Raw genomic sequence first — 23,631 nt, forward strand, 5'->3', positions numbered from 1 at the left:
TTTTTTACTGCACTTCGCGCTCCCGGAAGCCGCCGCCCAAGGCCGCCATCAACGAAATCGAACTGTCGATGTGCTTGCTGTTGAGGAAGGCCAGGCGCATCTCGTCCTGAATCAATTGTTGCTCGATGGTTAACGCATCCAGGAACGTATCTTCCCCAGCCTTGTACCGAGACTGAGAAAGATCGTAGGACGACTGGGCAATGGCGCAGGCATCGCGTTGCACTGCAATCTGCTGTTCGAAAGAACGCAGTTGCGTGACCGAAATCGCCACTTCATGCAGGGCCGAGGTCAGCACCTGGTTGTAGTGAGCAATCGAAATATCCAGTTCGGCATTGCCGGCCTTGAGGTCGGAGCGCAAGCGCCCGGCATCGAAAATCGGCAGGGAAACGGCCGGTGCGATGTTCCAGAACTTACTGACGCTGGTCAGCAACGCATCCCCGGACAAGGCGTGAGTTCCCGCCGAGGCCACAAGGTTGATGTTGGGGTAAAACGTGGTCTTTAACGCATCGATATTCTTGTTCTCGGCCTCCACCCGCCAGCGCGCCGCCACGATATCTGGCCGACGCCCGACCAGTTGTGCCGGCAACTGAGCGGGCAGCGCCACCACACTGGCTTGCAGGCTCGAAGGACGGTCGATGCTTTGCGCGCGATCCACGCCCTGGCCGACCAATACCGACAATTGCAGCCGGGCGATTTCGATGTCATCCAGCGCGCCGATCAACGTCGATTCCGAGCGTGCCTTGAGGCTTTGCACCTGCTTCAACTGCGACAGGTTATCCAGCCCCGAGGCGTAGCGTGAATCCGACAGCTCCACCAGTTTGCTCAACCGCGCGAGGTCTCGGCGATTGAGCTCCGACACCTGCCAGGCGTAGGCCAGTTGGTTGTAGGCCTTGACCACGTTGACCGTCAGAATCAGCCTCGACGATTGCAAGTCGACTTCGGCCGCCATGGCACTGTTGAGTGCCGACTCCCAGGCCGCCCGCTGTCCACCCCACAGGTCAAAGGTGTAGTTGAAACTGACGGCCAGCGATCGGGCGGTGACGTAGTTCCGGCCCTCCCCACTGTAGTCTTCGTACCGCGACAGTCGGGCACGGGTGACGCCCGCCGAAGCATTGACTTCGGGATAGCGCTCGGCCTCGCGCAAATCCAGGAACGCGTTGGCCTTGGCGACCCGTGCCGACACTTCCTGCAGGTCCGGGTTGCTGGCATAGGCCTCTTCGATCAAGGCGCCCAATCGCGGGTCACCCAACGATGTCCACCAGTCGGCACGGGGCCAGTTGGCGGGCGGCAGTGTGTCTTGCAGCGTTTTGGAGTGCAGATCGTCAACCGACAACAAGGTGCCCTGATGATCGATCCCGGCATAGTTCACACAGCCTGCCGCCATCAGGATGGAAACAGCCAGCGGCGCCAGCATGAAGCGTGTAATCCGATACATACAACATCCTCACATGATGGGTTGCGACGCACTGACCGGCGTGGCTTCAGGTGCGCGGGCGGGCTGTTTGATCGAACTCAGCAAGGTGTAAACCGAGGGCAGGATAAACAGCGTGAACAGCGTGCCGATCAGCATGCCCACCACAATCACCAGGCCCAGCCCGAAGCGGCTGTTGGCACCGGCACCGCTGGCGAACAACAGGGGTGCAAGCCCCACCACCATCGCGGCGGTGGTCATGAGAATCGGCCGCAGGCGAACCTGCGCGGCATGTTGAATCGCCTGTACCCGGTCCATGCTCTGCTTGCGCTGCAATTCATTGGCAAACGCGACCATCAAAATGCCGTGCTTACTGATTAACCCGATCAAAGTAATGAGGCCGATTTGCGTGTAAATGTTCAGCGACGTCATCCCCAGCGCCAGCGGTACCAGCGCCCCGTAAATCGACAGCGGTACGCTGATCAGAATGATGAACGGATCGCGGAAGCTCTCGTATTGCACGCTCAGCACCAGGTAAATGATCACCAGCGCCAGACCGAAGGTGAACGCCAGGCTGTTGCCCTCCTGCACGTACTGCCGGGCATCGGACTGCCAGTCGAAACTGAAGCCGGCCGGGAACCCTTCCGATTGCTTTTGCAAGAAGCCCACGGCATCGCCCAGGGTCACGCCCGGTGCTGGAATGGCCTGGAACGTGGCGGAGTTCTGCTGGTTGAACTGGGTCAAACGGTTGGGCTCGACTTTCATGCTGAGCGTGGCCAGTGTCGATAACGGCACCGGATTACCCTTCTGGTCTTTCACGTAATACAGCTTGAGGGTTTCCGGGGTGAGCCGGTCAGAGGAAATCGACTGCGGAATCACGTCGTAGGAGCGCCCGTGAAAGGAGAACCGATTGACGTATTTCTCACCGATCAGGCTGTTGAGGGTCTCACCGATATCCTGCATGCGAATGCCCAGGGCGTTGGCCTTGGCGCGATCGATCTGGATTTCCACCACCGGGTTGTTGAAGTCCAGATCGCTGTCGACCACGGCAAATAAACCGCTGGCCTGGGCTGCCTGCTTGAGCTGATCCATCACGTTGAACAACGCCAGGTAATCCTGATCACTGCGGATGACCATTTGCACCGGTAACCCACCGGTGGAACCCGGCAAGGGCGGCATCTGGAACACGAAGATGCTCGTGCCTTCGATCTCGTTGACCCGCGCCTGTAAGTCGGGCTGGATCGTGTTGGCGTCGCGACCGCGCTTGTCCCAGTCCACCAGGTTGATCCCGCCGACGCTGTTGGACAGTCCATCGGAACCGTTGGCCACCCAGTTACTGTAGCCCTCGGGAATCTGGTTGAACGTCTCGTAGAGCTTGTGAGCGTACGCTTCAAGGTAATTGAGATTGGCATGCTGCGGTGCCTTGATGGCCGTCAGCAGAATGTTCTGATCTTCCAGCGGCGCCAGTTCGGTTTGCGCCGAGCGGTACAAAAACGGCAGGCTGAAAAAGATCACCAGGGCCACGCTGAGGCTGATCCAGCGCCGCGCAAGCGAGCCACCCAGCAACGCGCCGTAGCGACTGGCCAAAGACTGGAAGAAGCGGTCAGCCTTGACGGCCATGAAGCCTTCGCTGCTTTTGGCATCCAGCAGACGGGTACTCATGATCGGCGACAACGTCAACGCAACGATGCCGGAGATGACCACGGCCCCTGCCAGGGTCAGCGCAAATTCCTTGAACAGCGTGCCGGTCAGCCCGCCCATCAAACCGATAGGCGCGTACACCGCCGCCAGGGTGAACGTCATCGCGACCACTGGCCCAGCCACTTCCCGGGCACCGATCAACGCCGCATCGAATGGAGTCTTGCCTTCCTCGATGTGGCGGTGCACGTTCTCCACCACCACGATCGCATCGTCCACCACCAGGCCGATGGCCAGAACCATCGCCAGCAACGTCAGCAGGTTCAGACTGAAGCCGAACATCTGCATCAACATCGCGGCGCCGAGCATCGACAGCGGAATGGTCACCAACGGAATCAGCACGGTGCGGAACGTACCCAGGCACAGGTAAATCACCAGGACCACGATCACCAAGGCTTCCAGCAGCGTGTAAGACACTTCATCAATCGAGGATTGAATGAAGTGCGCCACTTCAAACGGAATTTGTACCGTGACACCCGGCGGCAGGGTTTCCTGGATCTGCGGCAACAGCTCCCGTACGCGTTTGACGATCACCAGCGGGTTACCGGTCGGTGCGGCGTCCAGACCGAGGAACAGCGCCGGCACATCGCTCATCGAACCACTGGTATCGGTGGAGGCCGCATTGAGCTCGACAGTCCCGACATCCCGCACGCGGATGATGCGGCCGTTGTCGTTGCGCAGCACCATGTCGCGGAAATCTTCAACACTGTTCAGGTCGGTGTTGACCCGCAGGTTGCTGACTACATACAAGCCTTTGACCTGCCCCGGGGCGGCCTGGAAGTTGTTGCCTTCGATCGCCTTCGACACGTCCTGGCCGGTCATTCCGTAGCCCGCCAGGCGTTGCGGATCCAGCCAAAGGCGCATGGAGAGTTTCTGCTCGCCCATGATGTTGATTTTGGCCACGCCTTCGATGCCGGCGAACATCGGTTCGACGACACGGGAAATGTAATCGGACATCTCCGCAATGGTCAGGTTGGAACTGGCGAATGCCACGTAGGCCACGCTGGTAAAACCACCCGAGGTGCGTTCCACCACCGGGTCGTAGGCATCCTTGGGCAAGCGGTATTTGATCTGATTGACCTTGGCCATGACCTCGGTCAGCGCGGAGATGGAATCACTGTTGAGTGCCATCCGGATCGTCACTTGGCTGCGGCCCTGGGTCGACGCCGAAGACAGGTAATCGATGCCCTCCACCGAGGCCACCGCCTGGCTGATCGGTTGCGTCACAAAGCCCTGCATCAACTCTGACGAGGCGCCCGGGTATTGGGTGGTGACCGTGATGGTCGAGGTTTCCAGCATCGGATATTGGCGAATCGGCAGGTTCAGCAACGCCCGCACGCCGAACAGCAGGATCAGCGTACTGACCACCACTGCGAGCACGGGGCGGCGGAGAAAGATGTCGGTGAATTTCATTTTTCCAACCCAGTGGTGAGGTTAAGGCCAACCGTGTCCGGCACACCTTCCACAGCCACTCCGTCATGGAGTTTCAACTGCCCGGAAGTCACCACCTGCACGCCCTCGTTCAAACCTTTGTCGACGACCGCCCAGCCATCGCGACGCTCACCGACCTTGATGCTCTCGCGCTTGACCTTCTGCACCCCCAAGTCATCCGTGTACACGGAGAAGACGCTTTCGCCGTAGGCGTTGTAGGTGATGGCCGTTTCCGGAATTACCAGCTCGGAAGTCTGTGGCAACGTGACCGAGACCCGGGCATACATGCCTGGACGCAGCAGTTTTTTCGTGTCAGTGATCACCGCCTGGACGTTGATGGTGTGGGACTGATTGATCTGTGGATCGACCGCCACGATCTGTCCCTGAAACTTCATATCCGCCCAGGCATCGACTTTCGCCTGCACGGTCTGGCCGAGCTGTACGCGGGAGCCATCGCGCTCGGCCAGGGTAAAGTTGACCCGCAGCACACCGGGATCAGTCAGGGTCGCGACAGCGCCACCGGCCTCCAGGTATTGACCCAGATGCGCCTGACGAATCCCGAGGGTGCCCGCGAACGGCGCACGGATATGACGCTGGGCGATTTGCGCCTGCATGCGCTCCATGTCACCTGTTGCCGCGTCATATTGAGCGCGGGCACTGTCGAGGGCCCGACGACTTTCGGCACCGGTTTTCGCCAATTCCTGCACCCGGGCGAATTGCGCCTTGGCCGATTCGAACTCGCCCTTCAGACGAACCAGTTCACCTTGCTCCGGCGCGTCGTTGAGCGTGAGCAGAACCTGCCCCGCCGCCACTTGATCACCGGACTCGAAGTCGATGTCCACGACCTTGCCGCTGACTTCAGCTGATACCAGCACCTGGCGCTGAGCCTCAAGCTTGCCGATGGCTTCCAGGTAATAGGTGTAGGGCTGCTTCTTGACCTGCGCCAAACCGACCTTGGCATTGGGTATCCGTTGTTCGGCCGAGACCGGGGCGGGCCACCAGAAACGCCAACCGAAGGCACTGCCAATAACAATAACCAGCAGAACAAACACCAGTGATTTAACTTTATTTCGAGCAAGCATGTGGCACTCCCTTGACTCTCAACTGCGAGCGCAAAAGTTCAAGAATTAATAAAATTTGCGACACAAACCCAGCGCGTTATTAATCCCTGTGATTAATCACTCATAACACGCCAAGTTTATTTATAACCGTTTGCGCTGCCGTGAGCGCATTGGACTTATCCAGATAAAACTCGACAATCGTCTGCTCGCTGTGTCCCCTGCGCCTGATGATCAATGGGCTCAGCGCACGGAGTCTCGAGCCATTCATTGGACTCAGTGAGAAGATTGTTCCATTGCATAAGATTTTTCATAACGGCTCCTAGCTATTATTTATTAACGATCAGCAGACGAAGAACAGACGAATCTTTATTATTTTTGAGCCCGATAAAAATGTACGTCTACAGTCGTACAATGGCAAGCGTATTCTAGGAATTAGTTCATTTTCTCAGGATTGCCTGTGTTACTTAATAAAAACTCCAGACGAAAAGGCACTACCTAACTTAAAGACAAGTTACGGCCTCTGAACTTTCTGGTAGCGCGAGCTAGCGCGTCGTGCATTCACTTCCGAAAGCGATGCCCAGGCTCCATGCTCTGCTCCCGTCCTTGTCAGCTATTCGAAATGTCCGTTGGATGCCGATCCAGAATTGCGATTGTACGTGTACAGGCGTACATTTCAAGTGCCTCGTTTATTTAACCTTGAGGCACCGGCTTCAAACACACCTACACGCAAGGCAAGGAGGCTTTATGCAATTCGGGATCTACACCGTTGGCGACGTCACACAAGACCCGACCAACGCCAGTACCCCAAGTGAATCTCAGCGCATTCAGGCCACCCTACAAATCGCGCAAAAAGCCGAAGACATCGGTCTGGATGTGTTCGCCACGGGCGAGCACCACAATCCGCCGTTCATCACGTCCTCCCCCTCCACGTTGTTGGCGTACATCGCAGCAAAAACCCAGCGCATCATTTTGTCGACGTCCACCACCCTCATTACCACCAATGATCCGGTGAGGCTGGCCGAGGAATACTCGTTGCTGCAACACCTTGCAGGAGGTCGCATGGACTTGATGCTTGGCCGGGGAAATACCGCACCGGTCTATCCCTGGTTCGGCAAAAGCATCGTCGACGGCCTGCCGCTGGCGATGGAAAACTATCGATTGCTGCACAGACCTGGCGCGAAGAAGACATCAACTGGAGTGGTCGCTTTCGTACCCCTTTGAAGAACTTCACTTCCATTCCCAGACCGCTGGACGACCTGCCGCCCTTCGTCTGGCATGGCTCGATTCGTACCCCGGAAATCGCCGAACAAGCGGCGTATTACGGCGATGGTTTTTTTGCCAGCCATATCCTCTGGCCCCGCGAGCATTTCATTGCCCTGGTGGAGTTTTACCGTGAGCGTTTTGCGCACTACGGGCATGGCACGCCGGAACAAGCCATCGTCGGCCTGGGTGGTCATATTTTCATGCGCCGCAACTCTCAGGACGCGCGACAGGAATTCCGCCCTTACTTCGACAACGCCCCGGTGTACGGTCATGGCCCTTCCCTTGAAGAGTTCATGGAGATGACCCCGTTGTCCGTGGGCAGCCCCCAGGAAATCATCGACAAGACCCTGACGTTCCGCGAGCACTTCGGCGACTATCAGCGACAGCTTTTTCTCTTCGACCATGGCGGTATTCCTTTGAAAACCGTGCTGGAACAACTCGACATGTTCGGCAAGGAAGTACTGCCGGTATTACGCGAGGAAACCCGCAAGCGTCGTTCACCGTTAGCCGCCGAGCCACCGACTCACGCCAATCGCCTGGCACGTTTGCGTTCGACGCAAACGCCGTCGTTTGAACCGCGACCGGGCTTCAAAACTCCGCAACACGACAGCGTCACCGGACGATAAACCGCCCTTTCAATGGCCCACGATCGACCTGTGGGCCATTGAATGGAGTCAGGCCGCGCCTTTGAGCGGTTGCCGTGCATCCATGTGCATCGGCTCTTGCCATCAGCGTTTACAGGTAACTGGATGTCGACCCCAGACATCCGGGTGTTCTTTCCCGACGATAGGCTGGTCATTCAATCCTGCCCCTAGCCTGGAGCTGACATGTCCGCACCTATCACCGTCCTACGCGATACCCATCCGCTGCCCGTGCTCGACGCCTGCAAATGGGAAAAACTCGAAGGCGACCCGCACACCGTCAACCTCAACGCGTACACCAGCGAAGATGGCAGCAAAATCATGGGCACCTGGATCTGCACGCCGGGCAAGTGGTATGTGGAATACGTGAAGTGGGAATACTGCCATTTCCAGGAAGGCTACTGCATCATCACCCCGGAAGGCATGGCGCCGATCCATCTGCGCGCCGGTGATATTTTCGTCATCGAGCCAGGCATGAAAGGCACGTGGGAAGTGGTTGAGACCGTGCGTAAGTATTTCGTGTTTGCCTGATGCAAAAAACCGAGAGACCACCCGACGTGGTCTCTCGGCAAAAAAACTGATTGGAATGCGCATCCCTTGTGGTGAGGGAGCTTGCTCCCGCTGGTTCGCGAAGCGAACCCAACAAGCTGATGCGGTGTTTCAGATACACCGCATGCTCAGGACTTACGACTGCTTCGCAGCCGGACGGGAGCAAGCTCCCTCGCCACAAAAGCCCCCTCACCACAGTCCCGGGACGCCCCGTTATTGGGGTTTGCGATAGCTGTTGATGATCGCCGAGAAGTCCTTGCCACCTTCCCCACGCTGGCTCATCGCCTGATACAACTGCTGGGCCACCGCGCCGAGCACTACCGGTTGGTGCGCCTGACGCGCCGCCTCAGTGGCCAGCCCCAGATCCTTGAGCATCAGTTCGGCACCGAAACCGCCGGTGTATCCGCGTGAGGCTGGCGCCGTTTCGACGATGCCCGGCCACGGGTTGTACATCTCCGAACTCCAGCAACGCCCGGTGGAACTGTTGATGATCCCCGCCAGCACCGTCGTGTCGATCCCCAGCGCATCGCCCAAGGCCATGGCCTCGCTGACGCCGACCATGGAAATCGCCAGCAGCAGGTTATTGCAGATTTTGGCGATTTGCCCGGTGCCGACTTCGCCACAGTGGACGATGTTACGGCCCATCTGCGCCAGCACCGGTTGCAGGGTCGCGAACAGCTCAGGCGTGGCGCCGACCATGAAGGTCAGCGTCCCAGCCGCAGCACCGCCGGTACCACCGGAGACGGGGGCATCGGCCATCGCTACGCCTTGTTTGGCGGCAGCTGCGGCAACGTCGCGCGCCGTCTGCGGATCGATGGTGCTGCAATCCACTGCGGGCACGCCTTTGGCGATCCCCGCCAGCACGCCGTCTTCGCCCAGCCAGACACTGCGCACATGCACAGCGGCTGGCAGCATGGTGATCACCAGCTCTGCATCTTGAGCCGCTTCACGTGCCGAAGCGCTGATGCTGCCGCCCAGTTGCTCAAGCTCTGCCAGCACAGCTTTGTTCAGGTCGACCAGGCGCAGTGAATGGCCGGCCTTGATCAGGTTGCGCGCCATTGGCGCGCCCATGTTGCCGAGACCGATAAAAGCGATTTTCATGTCCGGCTCCTTAACGCAAGTGGATGGTGGTGTTCACACCGTCGTTGACGCTGTCGTCGTCGAACCAGCGCGCAGTGACGGTCTTGGTTTGAGTGTAGAACTGCACCACTTGCTTGCCATAAGGACCGAGATCGCCGAGCTTCGAACCGCGGGAACCGGTGAAGCTGAAGAACGGCACCGGCACCGGAATCGGGATGTTAATGCCGACCTGGCCGACATCGATCTCGTTCTGGAATTTACGCGCCGCTGCACCGCTCTGGGTGAACAAACCCGTGCCGTTGCCGAATGGGTTGGCGTTGACCAGAGCGATGGCCTCATCGAGCGTATTGACTTCCAGCACCACCAGCACCGGGCCGAAGATTTCCTGGGTGTAGATCTGCATCTCGGGAGTGACGCCAGAGAACAGGGTCGGGCCGACAAAGTTACCCTTCTCGTAGCCTGGAACAGTAATGTCGCGACCATCCAGTTCGAGCTTGGCGCCTTCCTTGATGCCGCTCTCGATCAGATCGAGAATCCGCGCCTTGGCTCGCTTGGAAATCACCGGGCCAACATCAGTGCCCGGCTCGCTGCCGGCATTGACCTTGAGTTTCTGCGCCAGCGCTTTCAGGTCTGGCAGCCATTGCTTGGCCGCGCCCACCAGCACCACCACCGAAGTGGCCATGCAACGTTGCCCAGCCGCGCCAAAACCGGCGCCGACCAGAGCATTGAGGGCTTGCTCGCGATTGGCATCGGGCAGCACAACGGCGTGGTTCTTGGCGCCCATCATCGATTGCACACGCTTGCCGTGCTTGCCGGCCAGGTCGTAGACGTGCGTGCCGACCGCAGTCGAACCGACGAACGAAACAGCCTTGATGTCCTTGTGGGTGCAAAGAGCGTCCACCACATCCTTGCCACCATGAACGACGTTGAGCACACCCGGCGGAATACCGGCCTCGATGGCGAGTTCCACCAGCAGCATGGTCGACATCGGGTCCTGTTCGGACGGCTTGAGCACGAAGGTGTTGCCGCAGGCGATGGCCATCGGGAACATCCACAGCGGAATCATCGCCGGGAAGTTGAACGGGGTAATACCAGCACAGACGCCGATCGGCTGACGCAGGGTGTAGGTATCGACACCGCCAGCGACGTTCTCGGCGAACTCACCCATTTGCAGGCTACCAATGGAGCAGGCGTGTTCGACCACTTCCAGACCGCGGAAGATATCGCCTTCAGCGTCAGCGATGGTTTTGCCCTGCTCATTGCTGAGCACCACAGCAATACGCTTGGAGTGCTCGCGAATCAGCGCCTGAAGCTTGAGCATAATGCGCATCCGCGCGCCGATCGGCGTCAGCTTCCAGGTCTGGAAGGCGCGATGGGCGGCGCTAATGGCGGCATCCACTTCGGCGGCTGTCGCGAATGGAACTTTGGCCAACACTTGTTGGGTCGCCGGGTTGACGATGTCGTGCCATTCGGTGGTCTGGGATTCGATCCACTCGCCATCGATCAACAATTTGACCTTTTGCACGGTGGTTTCTAACGATGCGTTCATATTGGTCTCCGGGACGTTGTTCTTATTAAGAGAGCTATCTTTGGAGCCAAGGCGAGAAAGTCGCCTTGAGATGAGGCGTGTGTCGCGAATTGGTTGTCGGACTGTTTTTGGAGTATAGATGTGCAAACTTCTAATAAGAACGCACATAAAAGCCGGTCCATCATGCAAAAAAACATCACGTCTTTAGGCTCGTTGAACTGGGATGACCTCAAGTTTTTCCTCGAGGTGGCCCGCACTCGCAAGGCTAGCACCGCGGCCAAGCGCCTGGCGGTGGACTACACCACCGTGTCGCGACGCATCAGTTCGCTGGAAGCCTCGTTGGGCACGTTGCTGTTCGAAAAGTCCCGGACCAGCGGTTTCGTCCTGACTGCCGAAGGCCAGCGGCTGCTGGGTTACGCCGAGTCGATCGAAAGCACCCTACATATGGCCTGCGAGCAGGTTTCGGGCTCCGGCGTGGCGTTGTCCGGGCATGTGCGCATGGGCTGCACCGAAGGGTTCGGCAGCTTTTTCATCACCCCGCAGCTGAGCCATTTCGTCGACGCCTACCCGGCGATCTCGGTGGACATCCTGCCACTGCCGCACTTCATCAGCCTGTCCAAGCGCGAGGCAGACATCGTCATCGCGCTGGAACGGCCGGAACACGGCCCGTATGTCTGCTGCAAACTCTGCGACTACCGATTGCAGCTGTATGCGACCCAGGATTACCTGGACAAGCACCCACCGATCCGCCGCCCGGCAGACTTGGGCAAGCATCAGTTCATCAGTTATGTGGACGATCTGGCGTTCAGCTCGGAGCTGCTGTACCTGGCGAATGTGTTGCCCGGTGCCAGTGCCAATCTGCGCAGCACCAGTGTGATCGCGCAGTTCGTAGCCGCTCAGCAGGGACGGTCACTGGCGATTCTGCCGTGCTTCCTGGCAGCTCAGGACCCGCGATTACTGCCGGTGTTGCCGCAAGAGATCACCATTACCCGGCAGTTCTGGATGTACTGCCGCGAGGACCTGCGCAAGCTCAAGCGGATCACGTTGTTGTGGGATTACATCCGTGGTGTCACCGAGCAGAATCAAGGGCTGTTAATGGGGGAAAGTCGGGAGATGTTGTTCGCCGATTAATCCGCACTCACCACGATCGATACCCGACGGTTCTCGGTGCGTCCGACCGCGGTGTCGTTGGAGGCGACGGGCTTGTTGCTGCCCAGGCCGCGCAGTTGGATGTTTTCTTCTTTCATGCCGACGGCGGCCAACACCTTGCCGACGCTTTTTGCGCGACGCAGGGAAAGCTGTTCGTTATAGGACTCTTTGCCCGAAGCATCGGTGTGGCCGTCGACCCTCACCCGTTCGATTTCCACACTCAATAACGTCTTGCCAATGCGCTCGACAATCTCGGTGCTGGCAGGGTTGAGGCTCTCGACGTCACTGCTGAACAGCACCTTGTCCGACAGGCCATAGGCCCAGCCATCATCCGTCATTTCGAAACCTTGCTGCTTGAGCACAGCGACCTGTGCCGGGGTCAGGCCTTTTTGCGGTGCCGTCTGGCAACCGGTCAATGCCAGCAAGGCCAGGAACAGGGTGATCGTGAACAGTCGTAGAGAATGCTGATTGAGGGTGAACACAGAAACTAGCTCCGGGTTTGAACGTAGGCGACAGGGAGCTCCGACCCTGCCGTTTGCTGCGCGCCTCGGGAAAGGCGTTTGGCCTGGTACATTGCGGCGTCGGCAGCATCGAGCAGTTCACCCGGTGTGAGCCCATGATCCGGGTACACGGCGATGCCGATACTGAGTGAAGTCAGTACTTGGGTAGTGCCCGGCAAAGGGATTGGCGCTTCCATGCTGGCAATGATTTGGTCGGCAATCCGCTCGGCGTCTTCGGTCTTGTGCAGCGGTGTCAGCAGGACGGCAAACTCGTCGCCGCCCAGACGCGCGACCAGGTCCTCTTCCCGCAGTTGCGCACGAATCCGGGTTGCCACGGCGACCAGCACCGCATCGCCGGCAGCATGACCAAAGTTATCGTTGATCTCCTTGAACCGGTCACTGTCGAGAAACAGCACGGCCACTCGCTCATCCAACTTGCTGGCATTGCGCAAGGCACGCATCAGGCGGCCTTCGAAAAACGCTCGATTCGGCAGTCCGGTCAGGCTGTCATGGCTGGCTTGATGGGCCAGGGTTTCGTTTTCGCTTTGCAGGTGGGTCTGCCAGGATTCGAGCTCATCGAGCAAGGCATTGAAGTCGTTGCCCAGGTTGTCGAGTTCGGCAATATCGGCGGGCGGTACTCGCTGGTCAAAGGCTCGCTCGCTGCGGGCGGCGTGAGCCACAGTAGCCAGGCTGCGCAAAGGGCCGGTGATCCCCCGCAATTGTCGACGCGCCAGATAGAGCGCAACCCAGGCACTGACGGCGGTACACAAGACAATCCCCATCAGACCGCTGAGCAAGAAGCGCATCAGGCTGCCGCCGTGACCGGTGAGTAGAATGCTGCCGATTTCCTGACCTTGATGGACGATCGGCATGCTGATGGGTTTTTCCAGAATCGCCCGGGCGATCTGCATTTCAAGATCGGAGAGCAATCCCGTTTCCGGTCGTTGCCAGCGCGCTAGCAACTCGCCTTGCTCGTCCACGACCTGTGCATCAGCCACTTCTTCGGTGGACGCGATCAGCGCCAGCGCCTCAGTGGCGGCAGCCTTATCGTTGAACACCACCGCGGCTTCCACGGTGTAGTTGATCGAACGGGCGATCAGATGCAGGTTGTGATCGGCATAAACCCGCAAGGCCAGAACACCCAGCAGGGTCAACGAAACACTGGCCATGGCCACGCCCACCAGGGCGACGATCAAATGTCCACGGCCGATAACCGATCCCAGGGTCGGACGTATACAAGATTTGAATAGACTCATGGTGCCGCCGGTTTGCGGCGCGACAGTTGCAGCACACTGGGATGAATGCGCACACCGCTGCGGGCGACCGAGTCGAGGTTGACCTCGAAGGACACTTGTTCATCGCCGACCCGCAGGCAGAACAGACTGCCGACGGTGCATTGATCGCCGCCTTCGCTGATGCTCACCACCGGGCGTCCTGTCAGCGAAGCGAATAATCGACTGCGTTCGTCGCTGGTCAGCTTGCCGATGTACACCGCATCGCATTCACCGGCAATCGCCGGGTTGTCGGCCAATAGCCGTCGCACGGTGACAGGCCGACCGGTGGCCTGGGTGGTGCCTTTGACCAGGTCGTCGGTGTACTCGGTGGGGCCAACCACGCACAGTCGCAGCTGTTGAGGTTCAACAGGCCATCGGGCATAACTGAGGATCCCGAGCACCACCTGAGTGACCGCTCTGGCGCGCTGGTCGGCCTTGCTCACGGCAATTTCCGGCTGAGCAAAGGCAACGCCCGTCAACAAACAGAGAAGGCCGGCAAGCAGCACTTGCTTGCAGCCAACAACGCGCTCTGTCGCCCATACAGCCACCTTCATGCAGGGATTCTCTTCGATCGCAACGAAATGATGCCGCAACGATAGCACAGCACCGAAACACCAGCGAGGCGAGGCACCACGGCACTTCGGACAGATTCCTTCGTCCGGTGCCGCCCGTTTAGTGGCCCGGCTCGATACCCTCTTCCAGCTCCAGCATCAACCCGCTCAAACGCTTGACCTTGCGCCGCACGGCCTCTTCGAATACACCGGCGCGAGGCTCAATCAGGGTGAACCAGTGTTTGGCCCGGGTAATCCCGGTATAGATCAGTTCCTTGGTGAGCACAGGGTTCAGGGCGTCGGGCAGAATCAGCGCCGTATGGGCAAATTCCGAGCCCTGGGATTTGTGTACGGTCATTGCGTACACGGTGTCGACATCGTTGAGCCGACTTGGCAGCACAAAGCGCACACCGCCCTGACCATCGTTGCGCGGGAAGGCCACACGCAGTACTTGCCGCCCTGCATCGGGCCCCTCACGTTCCGGCAGCTTGAGGGCAATGCCAATATCGCCGTTCATCAACCCCAGGCCATAGTCGTTGCGGGTCATCAGCACGGGCCGACCTTCGTACCACTGGTGGTCGCTGTCGATCAGCCGAGCCTTGAGCAGCGCGTCGGTCACTCGCTGATTCAAGCCTTCCACACCCCAAGGCCCTTTGCGTACCGCGCACAACAGCTGGAAGGCGTCGAAAGCTTGCAGCACCAGCCGAGCCCAATCGGCCCAGCGTGGATCATCGAGCGGGCTGTTGAGCGGTGGGCGCTGACTGCGCAAAAGACTCAGGTAATGCCGATAACCTTGCGGCCCCTCGCCATGGCCTTCGAGCAGCAAGCGCTCCAGCGCCCGGTCCTGCTCACCCTTGAGAGGCAGGGAAAATACGTCGTCATGGCTTCCTGCCGCCAATAACTTGCGGGCTTCCTCGGGTTGCTGCCGGTTGACCCAACGGGCCAACTGACCGATGCCGCTTCCTTCGCCGAAGCGCCGCGAATGGCGCAGCATCACCACTTGCTGGGCCAGGGGATGCGTTCCGTTGATGTCTTCGTGCAAGCCGCTGCTACGGAGGTTTTCACCGCTGACTGCCTCCAGCCACTGGCGTGTCTGCGGGCTGTACCAACCGGCTTCGGCATCGCGGCACAGATCGCCCAGGACGGCACCGGCCTCGACCGACGCCAGTTGATCCTTGTCACCGAGCAGCACCAGACGGGCATGGGCCGGCAATGCGTCGAGCAGATTGGCCATCATTTCCAGGTCGATCATCGAGGCTTCGTCCACCACTAATACATCCAACGGCAAGCGATTGCCGGCGTGGTGCCGGAAATGCCGGGTGCCGGGACGACTGCCGAGCAAACGGTGCACGGTGGTCACATCCGATGGGATCTTCTCCCGCACTGTTTCAGCAACCTCCAGGGTTTGAACCTGTTGGCTGATGGATTCGGTCAATCGTGCGGCAGCTTTGCCAGTGGGTGCCGCGAGACGAATGCGCAGCGGTTTGCCAGCCTCAATCGCGGGCGCCTGAAGCAATGCCAGCAAGCGCACGACCGTAGTGGTCTTGCCGGTTCCCGGGCCGCCGGTGACGATGCTGAATGCGCTACGGGTAGCCAGGGCGCAAGCGAGCTTCTGCCAGTCGATCACTTCATCAGGCCTGGCTGGACCGAACAGGCCGGTCAGGTGTTGGGGCAAATCATTCGGTGTTGTTTCGTGTGCCGCCAGACGCTGACGCAGGGCGTTGTCGATGCGCCGTTCGTAAGCCCAATAGCGGCGCAGGTACAGGCGTTTACCCGATAGCACCAATGGCCGGTGCTGCGCGGCCTCACGCCCGTCGACGGCCAGAGCCACCAGACGACTGGACGCCAGGACCTTGCACCAATGAGCACCGTCCAGCGCCTCAAGCAATTGCGACGGCAGCAACATCGCACCGCTCTGCAGATCACCTTCCGGCGGTAGCGACAGAGCGAAGTCCGGCTCTTTCAGCGTTTCGAACAGATCCAGACAGACATGGCCATGACCCAACTGATGACTGGTCAACGCGGCGGCCAGCAGCACCAGTGGATCATCGTCGGGGGCAAGTTCGTGGAGAAAGGCCACGAAGGCCTTGTCCAGCGCCCGCAGCCAACCGCGTTCGACCCAGCGCGTGAGCAGCAGCAACAAGTCATCTGCGCGACTCAGCGGGGCCAGATCCGCCAGACTTTCGGCCGCCAACGGCGTGGGCAGCAAATCGGCGAAGGTGCGACTCATAGCAGTACTCCCTGTTCCCAGGCGGGTTCGGCCTTGGGCTCTGGCTTGCCCTGGAACAACCGGTCCAGACGCTCGATCAGCTCCCGTGGCGGACGGGCGAAATACACGCCCTGGCTGGCCGCGCGTGTACCGCGAAGGAACAGGTACAACGCCCCTCCGACATGCCGGTCGTAATCGTAATCGACCAGCCGCGCCTTGAGCTGGCGATGCAGGGCGAGCAGGTACAACACATATTGCAGGTCGTAACGGTTATCGAGAATCGACTGCTCCATGGCCTGCTCGGTATAGGCCGCGTCATCGACGCCCAGCCAGTTGGATTTGTAGTCAGCGACGTAATAACGACCGTCGTGCTCGAACGTCAGGTCGATGAAGCCTTTGAACATGCCATTGAGCAGCACCGGTTCGGCAGCCACCCTGGCCACGCCGTTGTGGGTGTATTGGCGTACCAGTTCATCTAGTTTGACCACATCGACTTTATGACTGGCGAACCAGAACTCCATCTCGACCCGGTATTGGGTCAGTTGCTCGAACACCACCGGCGCCTGCCCGCCGCCGATGTGCAGCGGGGATTTGAGCAAGTGCTGTAGCCAATCACTCAACGTCGTGATCCAGCCTTCCCAGCCACGGCGATTGCAGCGGCGGGCGATGGCGTCTTCCACAGTCTGTGGTGCTGCGGTAAAACCTTCGCCACCGGCCCACTCGAGTAATCCATGGAGAAAAGTGCCGGGGTTCGGCCCGCGAGGAAATCGATGGATATCCGCGCCGCCAGCAATCACTTCTCGCGGAGCTTGCGGATCGAGACGTTCGTCGTCAAAAAGCTTTTGCGCTTGCGGGCTCTCCGGAGCTTCGTCACTACCCACGCTCAGACTGTCGCCAATGCGCAGCGCGCTGTAGGAGGCGATCCACCAGTTTTCGCTGGCCTTGCGCTTGGGTACCAGCGGCGCAAGCAAGGTCGCTTCATTGCGCGGCGGATGGTAATGCGCGGCGCTCGCTTCAGGCATTTCACCGTAGTTCAGCGCCGGGCAGTCCTGCTGCAAATCCTCCAGCCATCGCCGCAACCCTGCCGACTCGACCAATGGCACACCACCGCCCAGCAGATAACCCAACGCTGAAAGATGCAACGTCGAACCGTTGTTATTGCCGCGCTTGAGGTCAGTCACACCGAGCCAGCAGGCATGTTGTGCCCGGGTCAGGGCGACATAGAGCAGCCGAAGATCCTCGGCCAAGCGCTCATCATCGGCTTGGGCGATCAACTCCGGCGTTGGCTTCAAGCTCAGTTGAGCTTTGCCCGTCGCGTCGTGGTAATGCAACGGCAGACGGCTGCCATCCACCGGTTTTGCCGAGCAAATGAACGGCAGAAACACCAACGGATATTCAAGTCCTTTGGATTTGTGGATGGTCACAACCTTGACCAATTGCTCATCGCTTTCCAGACGCAGAATCTGTTCTTCGCCTGCCTGGCCGGACAATGCCAGATGCTCGGACAAATGACGGATCAGCGCTTGCTCGCCATCGAGTTCGGCAGCGGCCTGCTGTAGCAGCTCGGACAGGTGCAACAGGTTGGTCAGCACCCGCTCGCCATCGTTGCGCGCGATTAACGCCTGGGGCAGTCGGAAGTCGTGCAGCAAACGTCGCAGCATTGGCAGCACGCCCTGCTTGCGCCAGAGCTCGCGATAACCGCGGAACTGCATGACCCGTGCTTCCCAAGCCAGTTCGTCCTGATTCAGCCGTTCCAGCTCAGCCAGCGAAAGGTTCAGCGTGATGCAGGCAAGAGCGGCACGGAGGGGACGCTCGACATCCGGCTCGGCACACGCCTTGAGCCAGGTCAGCAGGTCATGGGCCTCCTGCGCGGCGAATACGGAGTCCTTGTCTGACAGGTAAACACTGCGCACGCCGCGGGCCGAAAGTTCGCCACGCACGGCCTGAGCCTCTTTGCCGTCGCGCACCAGAATTGCGATATCCGATGGCAGCAGACCGTTGAAGTCCTTACCGTCCTGGATGAAGCCAGCGCGACCTTGCTGACCGCCATTGAGTAGCGCGGTGATTTCACTGGCGCAGGCAGCGGCCAGTTGTTGTCGATACACCGCGCCAGACAGTGGCTGATCGGCGGACAGGTGCCAGATGTTCAGGGCCGGTACAACCTGACCATCAATCTGCAGAACTTCTTTGCGCCCCTGGGATTCGACGGGCAGGAACGGTACCGGGTTCTCGCCATTCTTCTCACGAAACAGGAATGCTCCGCGCCCCTGCTCACGAGATTCGGCGCGCTCGAACACATGGTTCACCGCACTGACCATGCCATGACTGGAACGGAAGTTGGTGCCCAGGGTATGCAGTCGGCCAGTGGTGGCCTGGCGAGCGCGCAGGTAGGTGTAGATGTCGGCTCCGCGGAAGGCATAAATCGCCTGCTTCGGGTCGCCGATCAAAAACAGACCGGTTTCAGGGTTGTTGTCTTCGATGCGATAAATGCTCTCGAAGATTCGATACTGCACCGGGTCGGTGTCCTGGAATTCGTCGATCAACGCGACCGGGAATTGCTCGCGAATCAGTGTTGCCAGGCGCTCACCGCCTTCGGACTGCAAAGCCGCATCGAGCCGCAGCAGCATGTCATCGAAGCCCATCTCCGCGCGGCGACGCTTCTCTTCCTCGAACCGTGCACCGACCCAGTGAGCGGCGTGTTGCAGCACGGCGGCATCGGGGGTCGGCAAACCATCGAGGCTGGTCTTGAGACCGGGCATTGCATCGAGACCGGGATGACGGGGAGCTTCACCTTTCCAGGCTTCAGCCATGCCATCGGGGGTCAGGCGAGTGAAGCCGGTGCCAATGTCCAACTGCTCGAGCGATTCGTCTTCGGCCCAGGCCCGAAGTTTCTCGAACCAGGGTTCGAAGTAGCGCGGCTGCATCTTGCGGCCATCGACGCTCTTGCTTGCGACACCCTGGTGACAGATGGCAAGCAACTCATCCGCCCATTGGCGCCAGGGCATCTTGAGTTCGAGCAAAGCGGCCCGTCGTTCCTGCAGGCACTCGGCAATCAACTCGGCGGGCTCTTTACCTGCAACGCTGTCACGCTCGCTGGCGAACAACCCACGCACTCGTGGCAATAACGCCGCCGGGCCGCCCCAATTGCCGCGAACCCAGTTCAGTGCATCGCCTTGCATTGGATAGCAGAACAGTCGCCAGTAGTCGCGCAGGACTTCGCCGAGCAAATCGCTGTGATCGGTTTCCAGGGTCTGGGTAAACAGGCTGCCACTGTCGAACGCATGTTCGCGCAACATGCGCTGGCACCAACTGTGGATGGTCGATACCGCCGCTTCATCCATCCACTGGGCGGCGATGTCCAGGCGATTTGCACAACCGGACCACTGTTCGGGGAGGTACTGCTCGCGCAATTCGCCAATGAGGCCATCCGGCGCCGATGTTTCATCGCGGAAAAACCGTGCTGCTTCAGCCAGCCGTGTGCGAATACGTTCGCGCAGCTCTTTGGTCGCGGCATCGGTGAAGGTCACCACGAGGATTTGCGGCGGCAGCAATTCACGGCCAAAACCACTCGACTCGCCGCCGTGGCCAAGGACCAGACGCAAGTACAGCGCTGAAATGGTGAAGGTCTTACCGGTCCCGGCGCTGGCTTCGATCAGTTGGCTGCCACGCAGAGGGAATGCCAGGGCCAACGGTGTTTTCGTGGTCATGAGCGCGCCTCCTCGCTGGTCGATGAACGCCAGGAGGCCTCAAACAGCGGCCGATACAAAGCGTTGCACCAATCGGGGAAGGTCTCGTCGGCAATCAGTGCATCGTAATCGGCGTATTGCCGAGTGAGCGCCGGGCTTTCGCGGCGCTCGCCGTCAGTGGTCTGGCCGTCGCCTTCATAGGCCTTGCGGGCAGCAGCGTCAGCTTTGGCCGGGTCGGTTTGAGCGAGCCAGGCGAACGCTGTTTTTACTGCAATCGGCAGCGGCTGACGCATGCCCGATTGCCAGGCCAACAACAGATCGCCCAGAACCCGGGATGCTGCCGCCTCCTCCATCGGACCGAGCAGCAAACTGTCGTCACTGGCCACCAACGCGGTTGTCATCGGCATGCCGCTGGCACAGGCAACCAGGTGATTGACCCAAGGTCGCGTCAGGCGATGCCATTTGCGGGCCTTGATCGAACCGATGCTGTTAGGAATCGTAGTAACCGACAACAACCCGCCATCTGCGCGTTGATGCAGGCCACTGAGCCAACCCTCCAGACGCAATCCTTGTAGTTCCAGACTCACCGGCAACGCGCTGGTAAGCGGGGTCGGCCATAACGCCAGAAGTTGCTGATAACGCAGCAGCAGATCCGGCAGCGGCTCGATCAACTCTCGCTGAAGACATTCGCCAAAACCGGCCATGGGCAAGAGCCCGCTGTTTTGCAGGCGTTTTGCCTGCGCCTCCAGTACCTGATCGGTTTGCTCCAGTTGCCCCAGCGCCGCTTCGAGCAAGCTGTCGCTGAGGCTATAGCGTTGCAGCGCATCGAGTACGAATGGCTCCTCATCTGCCAAAGGCACTTCGGCAGCCTCGAAGAACACTTTGAGCCGCTGACTGAAGAAATGTCGTACAGGGTTGCGCAGAAAATCCTGCAGCTGCCCCAGGCTCAGCGGTTCGTCCTGGACATAGGGTTCAAGTACTTCGATATCAGTCGCCAGATCACTGGCTTGATGAAGAACCTGCCACTCGCTGGCGTAGCTGAATAGATCATCGCCTTCGTGAAAGTAGCGAGCGCTGAAAGGTTGCAGCGGATGTTCCTGAGTCATGGATTCAAGCAGGTCATCATTGTCATTGTGCAGTCGCCAGCCGCTACCGAGATGGTCACGCAACTGCCCTATCAACACCGAAGCAGGGCGCTCGCTGTTGTCCCGAATACTGCGACCGACCCAGCTGATATAGAGTTGGTCGCGTGCCGACAACAATGCTTCCAGCAACAGATAGCGATCATCTTCGCGTCGGGAACGATCGCCGGGGCGGTAGTCACTGCCCATCAGGTCGAAATCCAGCGGCGGCTGCGCGCGAGGGTAATCGCCGTCATTCATGCCAAGCAGGCAGACCAGTTTGAAGGGGATAGCTCGCATGGGCATCAAGGTACAAAAGTTAACGGCCCCGGCAAGGAAGCGCTGAGACAGGCGACCTTGGTCAAGGCCCGCCAGCCAGGCTTCACGGACTACGGTCAGCGGTAATTCGTCCTGCAAACCTACAGACTCGCAAGTCTCAAGCCAGGTCTCACGCAGCTCTTCGAGTTGGGCCAGCAAGTAGTCGTCATGCTCGTTACTGGCCAGGAAGAATAACTGCACCAAAGCTTGCAACCGCGAGCCCCATTGTTTGGGTGCTGCAGGATGAGTGAGTTCCTGATGGGCAATTTCCAGCGCATCCAACAATGCCACCAAGGGACCTATGAGTGCGGCATCCAGACCACCGATTTCATCGTAGGGTTCGATGCCCTCACAGGCACTGGCACTGCCCACGGCATAACCCAGCAGCATCCGTCGCAGACCGAAACGCCAACTGTTTTGCTCCAGCTCTTCAGGCAGGCCCAGACCCGCGCGCTGCTCAGCGTTCATCCCCCAGCGGATACCCGCGCCTTCAATCCAGCGATGCAAGGTCGGCAGGTCACGCTCCTCTACGCCAAACCGAGCGCGTAATGCCGGAACGTCGAGCAGATCAAGGATTTCGCTGACGGGGAAGCGACTATCGGGCAGTTTGAGCAGATGCTCGACAGCGATCAATAGCGGATCCCGGCCGCGCTGACCTTGATCCGCAAGTGTGAAAGGAATGAAGCGCGGATCAAAGCGATCAAGCTGACCAAAGACAGCACGGATGTGCGGGGCATAACTGTCGATGTCCGGGACCATCACGATTACGTCGCGAGGCCTCAGGTCTGGGTCAGCACTGAATCGTGCGAGCAACTGATCGTGGAGTATCTCCACTTCGCGTTGAGCGCTATGGGCGATGTGAAAACGGATCGATTCGTCCTTTTTCAGATCGACAACGGGCCAACGTTCGCGAGTCTCGTTCAGGGGACGCAATTCCAGGATGTCGTCCTGCAACTGATTGAGCATGTTCTGTGGCTGGTTTTCACTGAAAAGGTCGATGCGCCCGTCGCGAAATGCCGAGCGATAGCTATTGGGATCGTCGTAACTGTCGAGCAGATTAATGTAGTCCCGCCCCTGTTTACCCCACGCTGCCAGTAGCGGGTGAGCATGCTGATGGAGCGTTTGCGAGTCGAGCACAACTGGCATGCCGCTCTTGCGAGCCTGACGCTTGTACTGATGTCGCAATAGATCTTTATCGGCGACGATGTCCGCCCAATGGTGACGACATGGGTTGTGTACGCACAGTAAGACCTGGCTAAAACGAGCAAGCCCGGCAAGCGCTTCCAGGGCTTGAGCAGGCAATGAAGAAATCCCGAAAACGATCACCCGTGAAGGCAAACCACTGGGCGCTACGTAGAGACTATTGATCCGCTCGATAAAGCGTTGGTGGACGCCTGCGCGGCTTTGCGCCATGCCTTGCTCACCAACATCCAACAACAGCGCACGCCACAGCTCCGCCTGCCAACAGTTGGCCGGGGTCAGGGCTTTGGCTTCGCCTCTGCCATTTCGTAACTGATGACGACCTTCTGCCCAGTCTTCGAGCCAGTCGGCACGGTAGACCTGATATTGGTCGAACAGATCCGCCAGTCGCTCCGCCAATTGATAGCGTTTACGTAAGTCGGTGTCATTGGTAAGAAAGCGCTGCAGGGGTTCGAAGTGCGGTTGATTGATCAACTGTGGCAGCAGACGCATCAGACGCCAGGTCAGCGGGGCTTTATCGAGAAGGGATTTGACCGGGATTTCGTCACGTCCCAGCACCATACGATAGAGCTGCCACATGAAGCTGCCCGGTAACTGCACGTCGATGGCAGCGGCGATTCCACAGCCGCCCATGTCGTCATCTTCAGGGTCTTCGGCCAATGCCAGCTTAAGCCACTGGGCGATGCCGTTGCTCTGTACCAAGGCGATTTCATTTTCCAAGGGAGCCAGCGGGTAGCGCCGCATCCAGCTGACCACCAGGCTGCGTAACTCGTCCAGGCGATTGCCGTGAACCACCATAAAACCAGCACTGAGGGACGTAGCGTCCGGCATAAAGGCTTCCTTGGGAAAATACAAAAGCTAGGGCCGAACCTTAGCACTGTCGGCAGACTGTGACAGCCGGGAGCGGTCCGATGATGCTGTACGAACTTTCCTGCGGACAAAACAAAACCCCTACCTGCAT

13 protein-coding genes and 1 pseudogene are annotated in these 23,631 nt (G+C 59.3%); 3 read left to right on the forward strand and 11 right to left on the reverse strand.

Translation table 11 applies throughout. The features are described from left to right. Window positions 1-4 precede the first annotated feature (4 nt). From IC37_RS08420 to IC37_RS08430, 3 genes are read right to left on the reverse strand one after another with little or no spacing between them, the layout of a single operon-like run. Window positions 5-1,435 (reverse strand): efflux transporter outer membrane subunit, encoded by a 1,431-nt coding sequence (locus tag IC37_RS08420; RefSeq protein WP_030128137.1) that lies wholly within the window; start codon window positions 1,433-1,435, stop codon window positions 5-7. A 9-nt stretch (window positions 1,436-1,444) separates the two neighbouring features. Then, the gene (locus tag IC37_RS08425) at window positions 1,445-4,522 is read right to left on the reverse strand and encodes a MexW/MexI family multidrug efflux RND transporter permease subunit (RefSeq protein WP_030128138.1); all 3,078 of its coding nucleotides are present in this window, start codon (window positions 4,520-4,522) and stop codon (window positions 1,445-1,447) included. Continuing rightward, entirely contained in the window at window positions 4,519-5,622 is a 1,104-nt protein-coding gene (locus tag IC37_RS08430) for an efflux RND transporter periplasmic adaptor subunit (protein ID WP_030128139.1), read from the reverse strand. The genes IC37_RS08425 and IC37_RS08430 overlap by 4 nt, the downstream gene beginning before the upstream one ends. A gap of 723 nt (window positions 5,623-6,345) precedes the next feature. On the opposite strand from IC37_RS08430, the pseudogene IC37_RS08435 reads away from it, so the two are divergent. Together IC37_RS08435 and IC37_RS08440 are read left to right on the forward strand one after the other, a co-directional pair. After that, window positions 6,346-7,490, forward strand: a pseudogene (locus tag IC37_RS08435) (CE1758 family FMN-dependent luciferase-like monooxygenase). A gap of 201 nt (window positions 7,491-7,691) precedes the next feature. Beyond that, entirely contained in the window at window positions 7,692-8,036 is a 345-nt protein-coding gene (locus IC37_RS08440; protein WP_030128140.1) for a cupin domain-containing protein, read from the forward strand. Between the two features lie 231 nt (window positions 8,037-8,267). Here the strand turns inward: IC37_RS08440 and mmsB are convergent, their stop codons facing one another. Together mmsB and IC37_RS08450 are read right to left on the reverse strand one after the other, a co-directional pair. Further along, window positions 8,268-9,155: a 3-hydroxyisobutyrate dehydrogenase gene (mmsB, locus tag IC37_RS08445; RefSeq protein ID WP_030128141.1), complete on the reverse strand. Its 888-nt coding sequence runs from the start codon at window positions 9,153-9,155 to the stop codon at window positions 8,268-8,270. A gap of 10 nt (window positions 9,156-9,165) precedes the next feature. Beyond that, on the reverse strand, window positions 9,166-10,683 hold the full coding sequence (locus tag IC37_RS08450; RefSeq protein WP_030128142.1) for a CoA-acylating methylmalonate-semialdehyde dehydrogenase: 1,518 nt from the start codon (window positions 10,681-10,683) through the stop codon (window positions 9,166-9,168). A gap of 162 nt (window positions 10,684-10,845) precedes the next feature. On the opposite strand from IC37_RS08450, the gene IC37_RS08455 reads away from it, so the two are divergent. Next, window positions 10,846-11,793 (forward strand): LysR family transcriptional regulator, encoded by a 948-nt coding sequence (locus IC37_RS08455; protein WP_030128143.1) that lies wholly within the window; start codon window positions 10,846-10,848, stop codon window positions 11,791-11,793. Here the strand turns inward: IC37_RS08455 and IC37_RS08460 are convergent. From IC37_RS08460 to recC, 6 genes are all read right to left on the reverse strand, one after another. Next, window positions 11,790-12,293 carry an OmpA family protein gene (locus IC37_RS08460; protein WP_030128144.1) on the reverse strand — a complete coding sequence of 168 codons (504 nt, stop codon included), beginning with the start codon at window positions 12,291-12,293 and terminating at the stop codon, window positions 11,790-11,792. The two genes, IC37_RS08455 and IC37_RS08460, sit on opposite strands and share 4 nt — an antisense overlap. Before the next feature lie 5 nt (window positions 12,294-12,298). Next, the gene (locus IC37_RS08465) at window positions 12,299-13,567 is read right to left on the reverse strand and encodes a diguanylate cyclase domain-containing protein (protein ID WP_030128145.1); all 1,269 of its coding nucleotides are present in this window, start codon (window positions 13,565-13,567) and stop codon (window positions 12,299-12,301) included. Continuing rightward, window positions 13,564-14,139, reverse strand: a complete 576-nt coding sequence (locus tag IC37_RS08470) for a YfiR family protein (RefSeq protein ID WP_030128146.1) — start codon at window positions 14,137-14,139, stop codon at window positions 13,564-13,566. Before IC37_RS08470 ends, IC37_RS08465 begins: the two co-directional genes overlap by 4 nt. Window positions 14,140-14,257: 118 nt before the next feature. Next, window positions 14,258-16,366: an exodeoxyribonuclease V subunit alpha gene (gene recD / locus IC37_RS08475; RefSeq protein ID WP_030128147.1), complete on the reverse strand. Its 2,109-nt coding sequence runs from the start codon at window positions 16,364-16,366 to the stop codon at window positions 14,258-14,260. Then, entirely contained in the window at window positions 16,363-20,052 is a 3,690-nt protein-coding gene (recB, locus tag IC37_RS08480; RefSeq protein ID WP_030128148.1) for an exodeoxyribonuclease V subunit beta, read from the reverse strand. The genes recD and recB overlap by 4 nt, the downstream gene beginning before the upstream one ends. Further along, window positions 20,049-23,501, reverse strand: a complete 3,453-nt coding sequence (gene recC, locus IC37_RS08485; RefSeq protein ID WP_030128149.1) for an exodeoxyribonuclease V subunit gamma — start codon at window positions 23,499-23,501, stop codon at window positions 20,049-20,051. The genes recB and recC overlap by 4 nt, the downstream gene beginning before the upstream one ends. Window positions 23,502-23,631: the final 130 nt, after the last annotated feature.

The organism is Pseudomonas sp. QTF5, from assembly GCF_000512695.2.
Lineage (GTDB): Bacteria > Pseudomonadota > Gammaproteobacteria > Pseudomonadales > Pseudomonadaceae > Aquipseudomonas.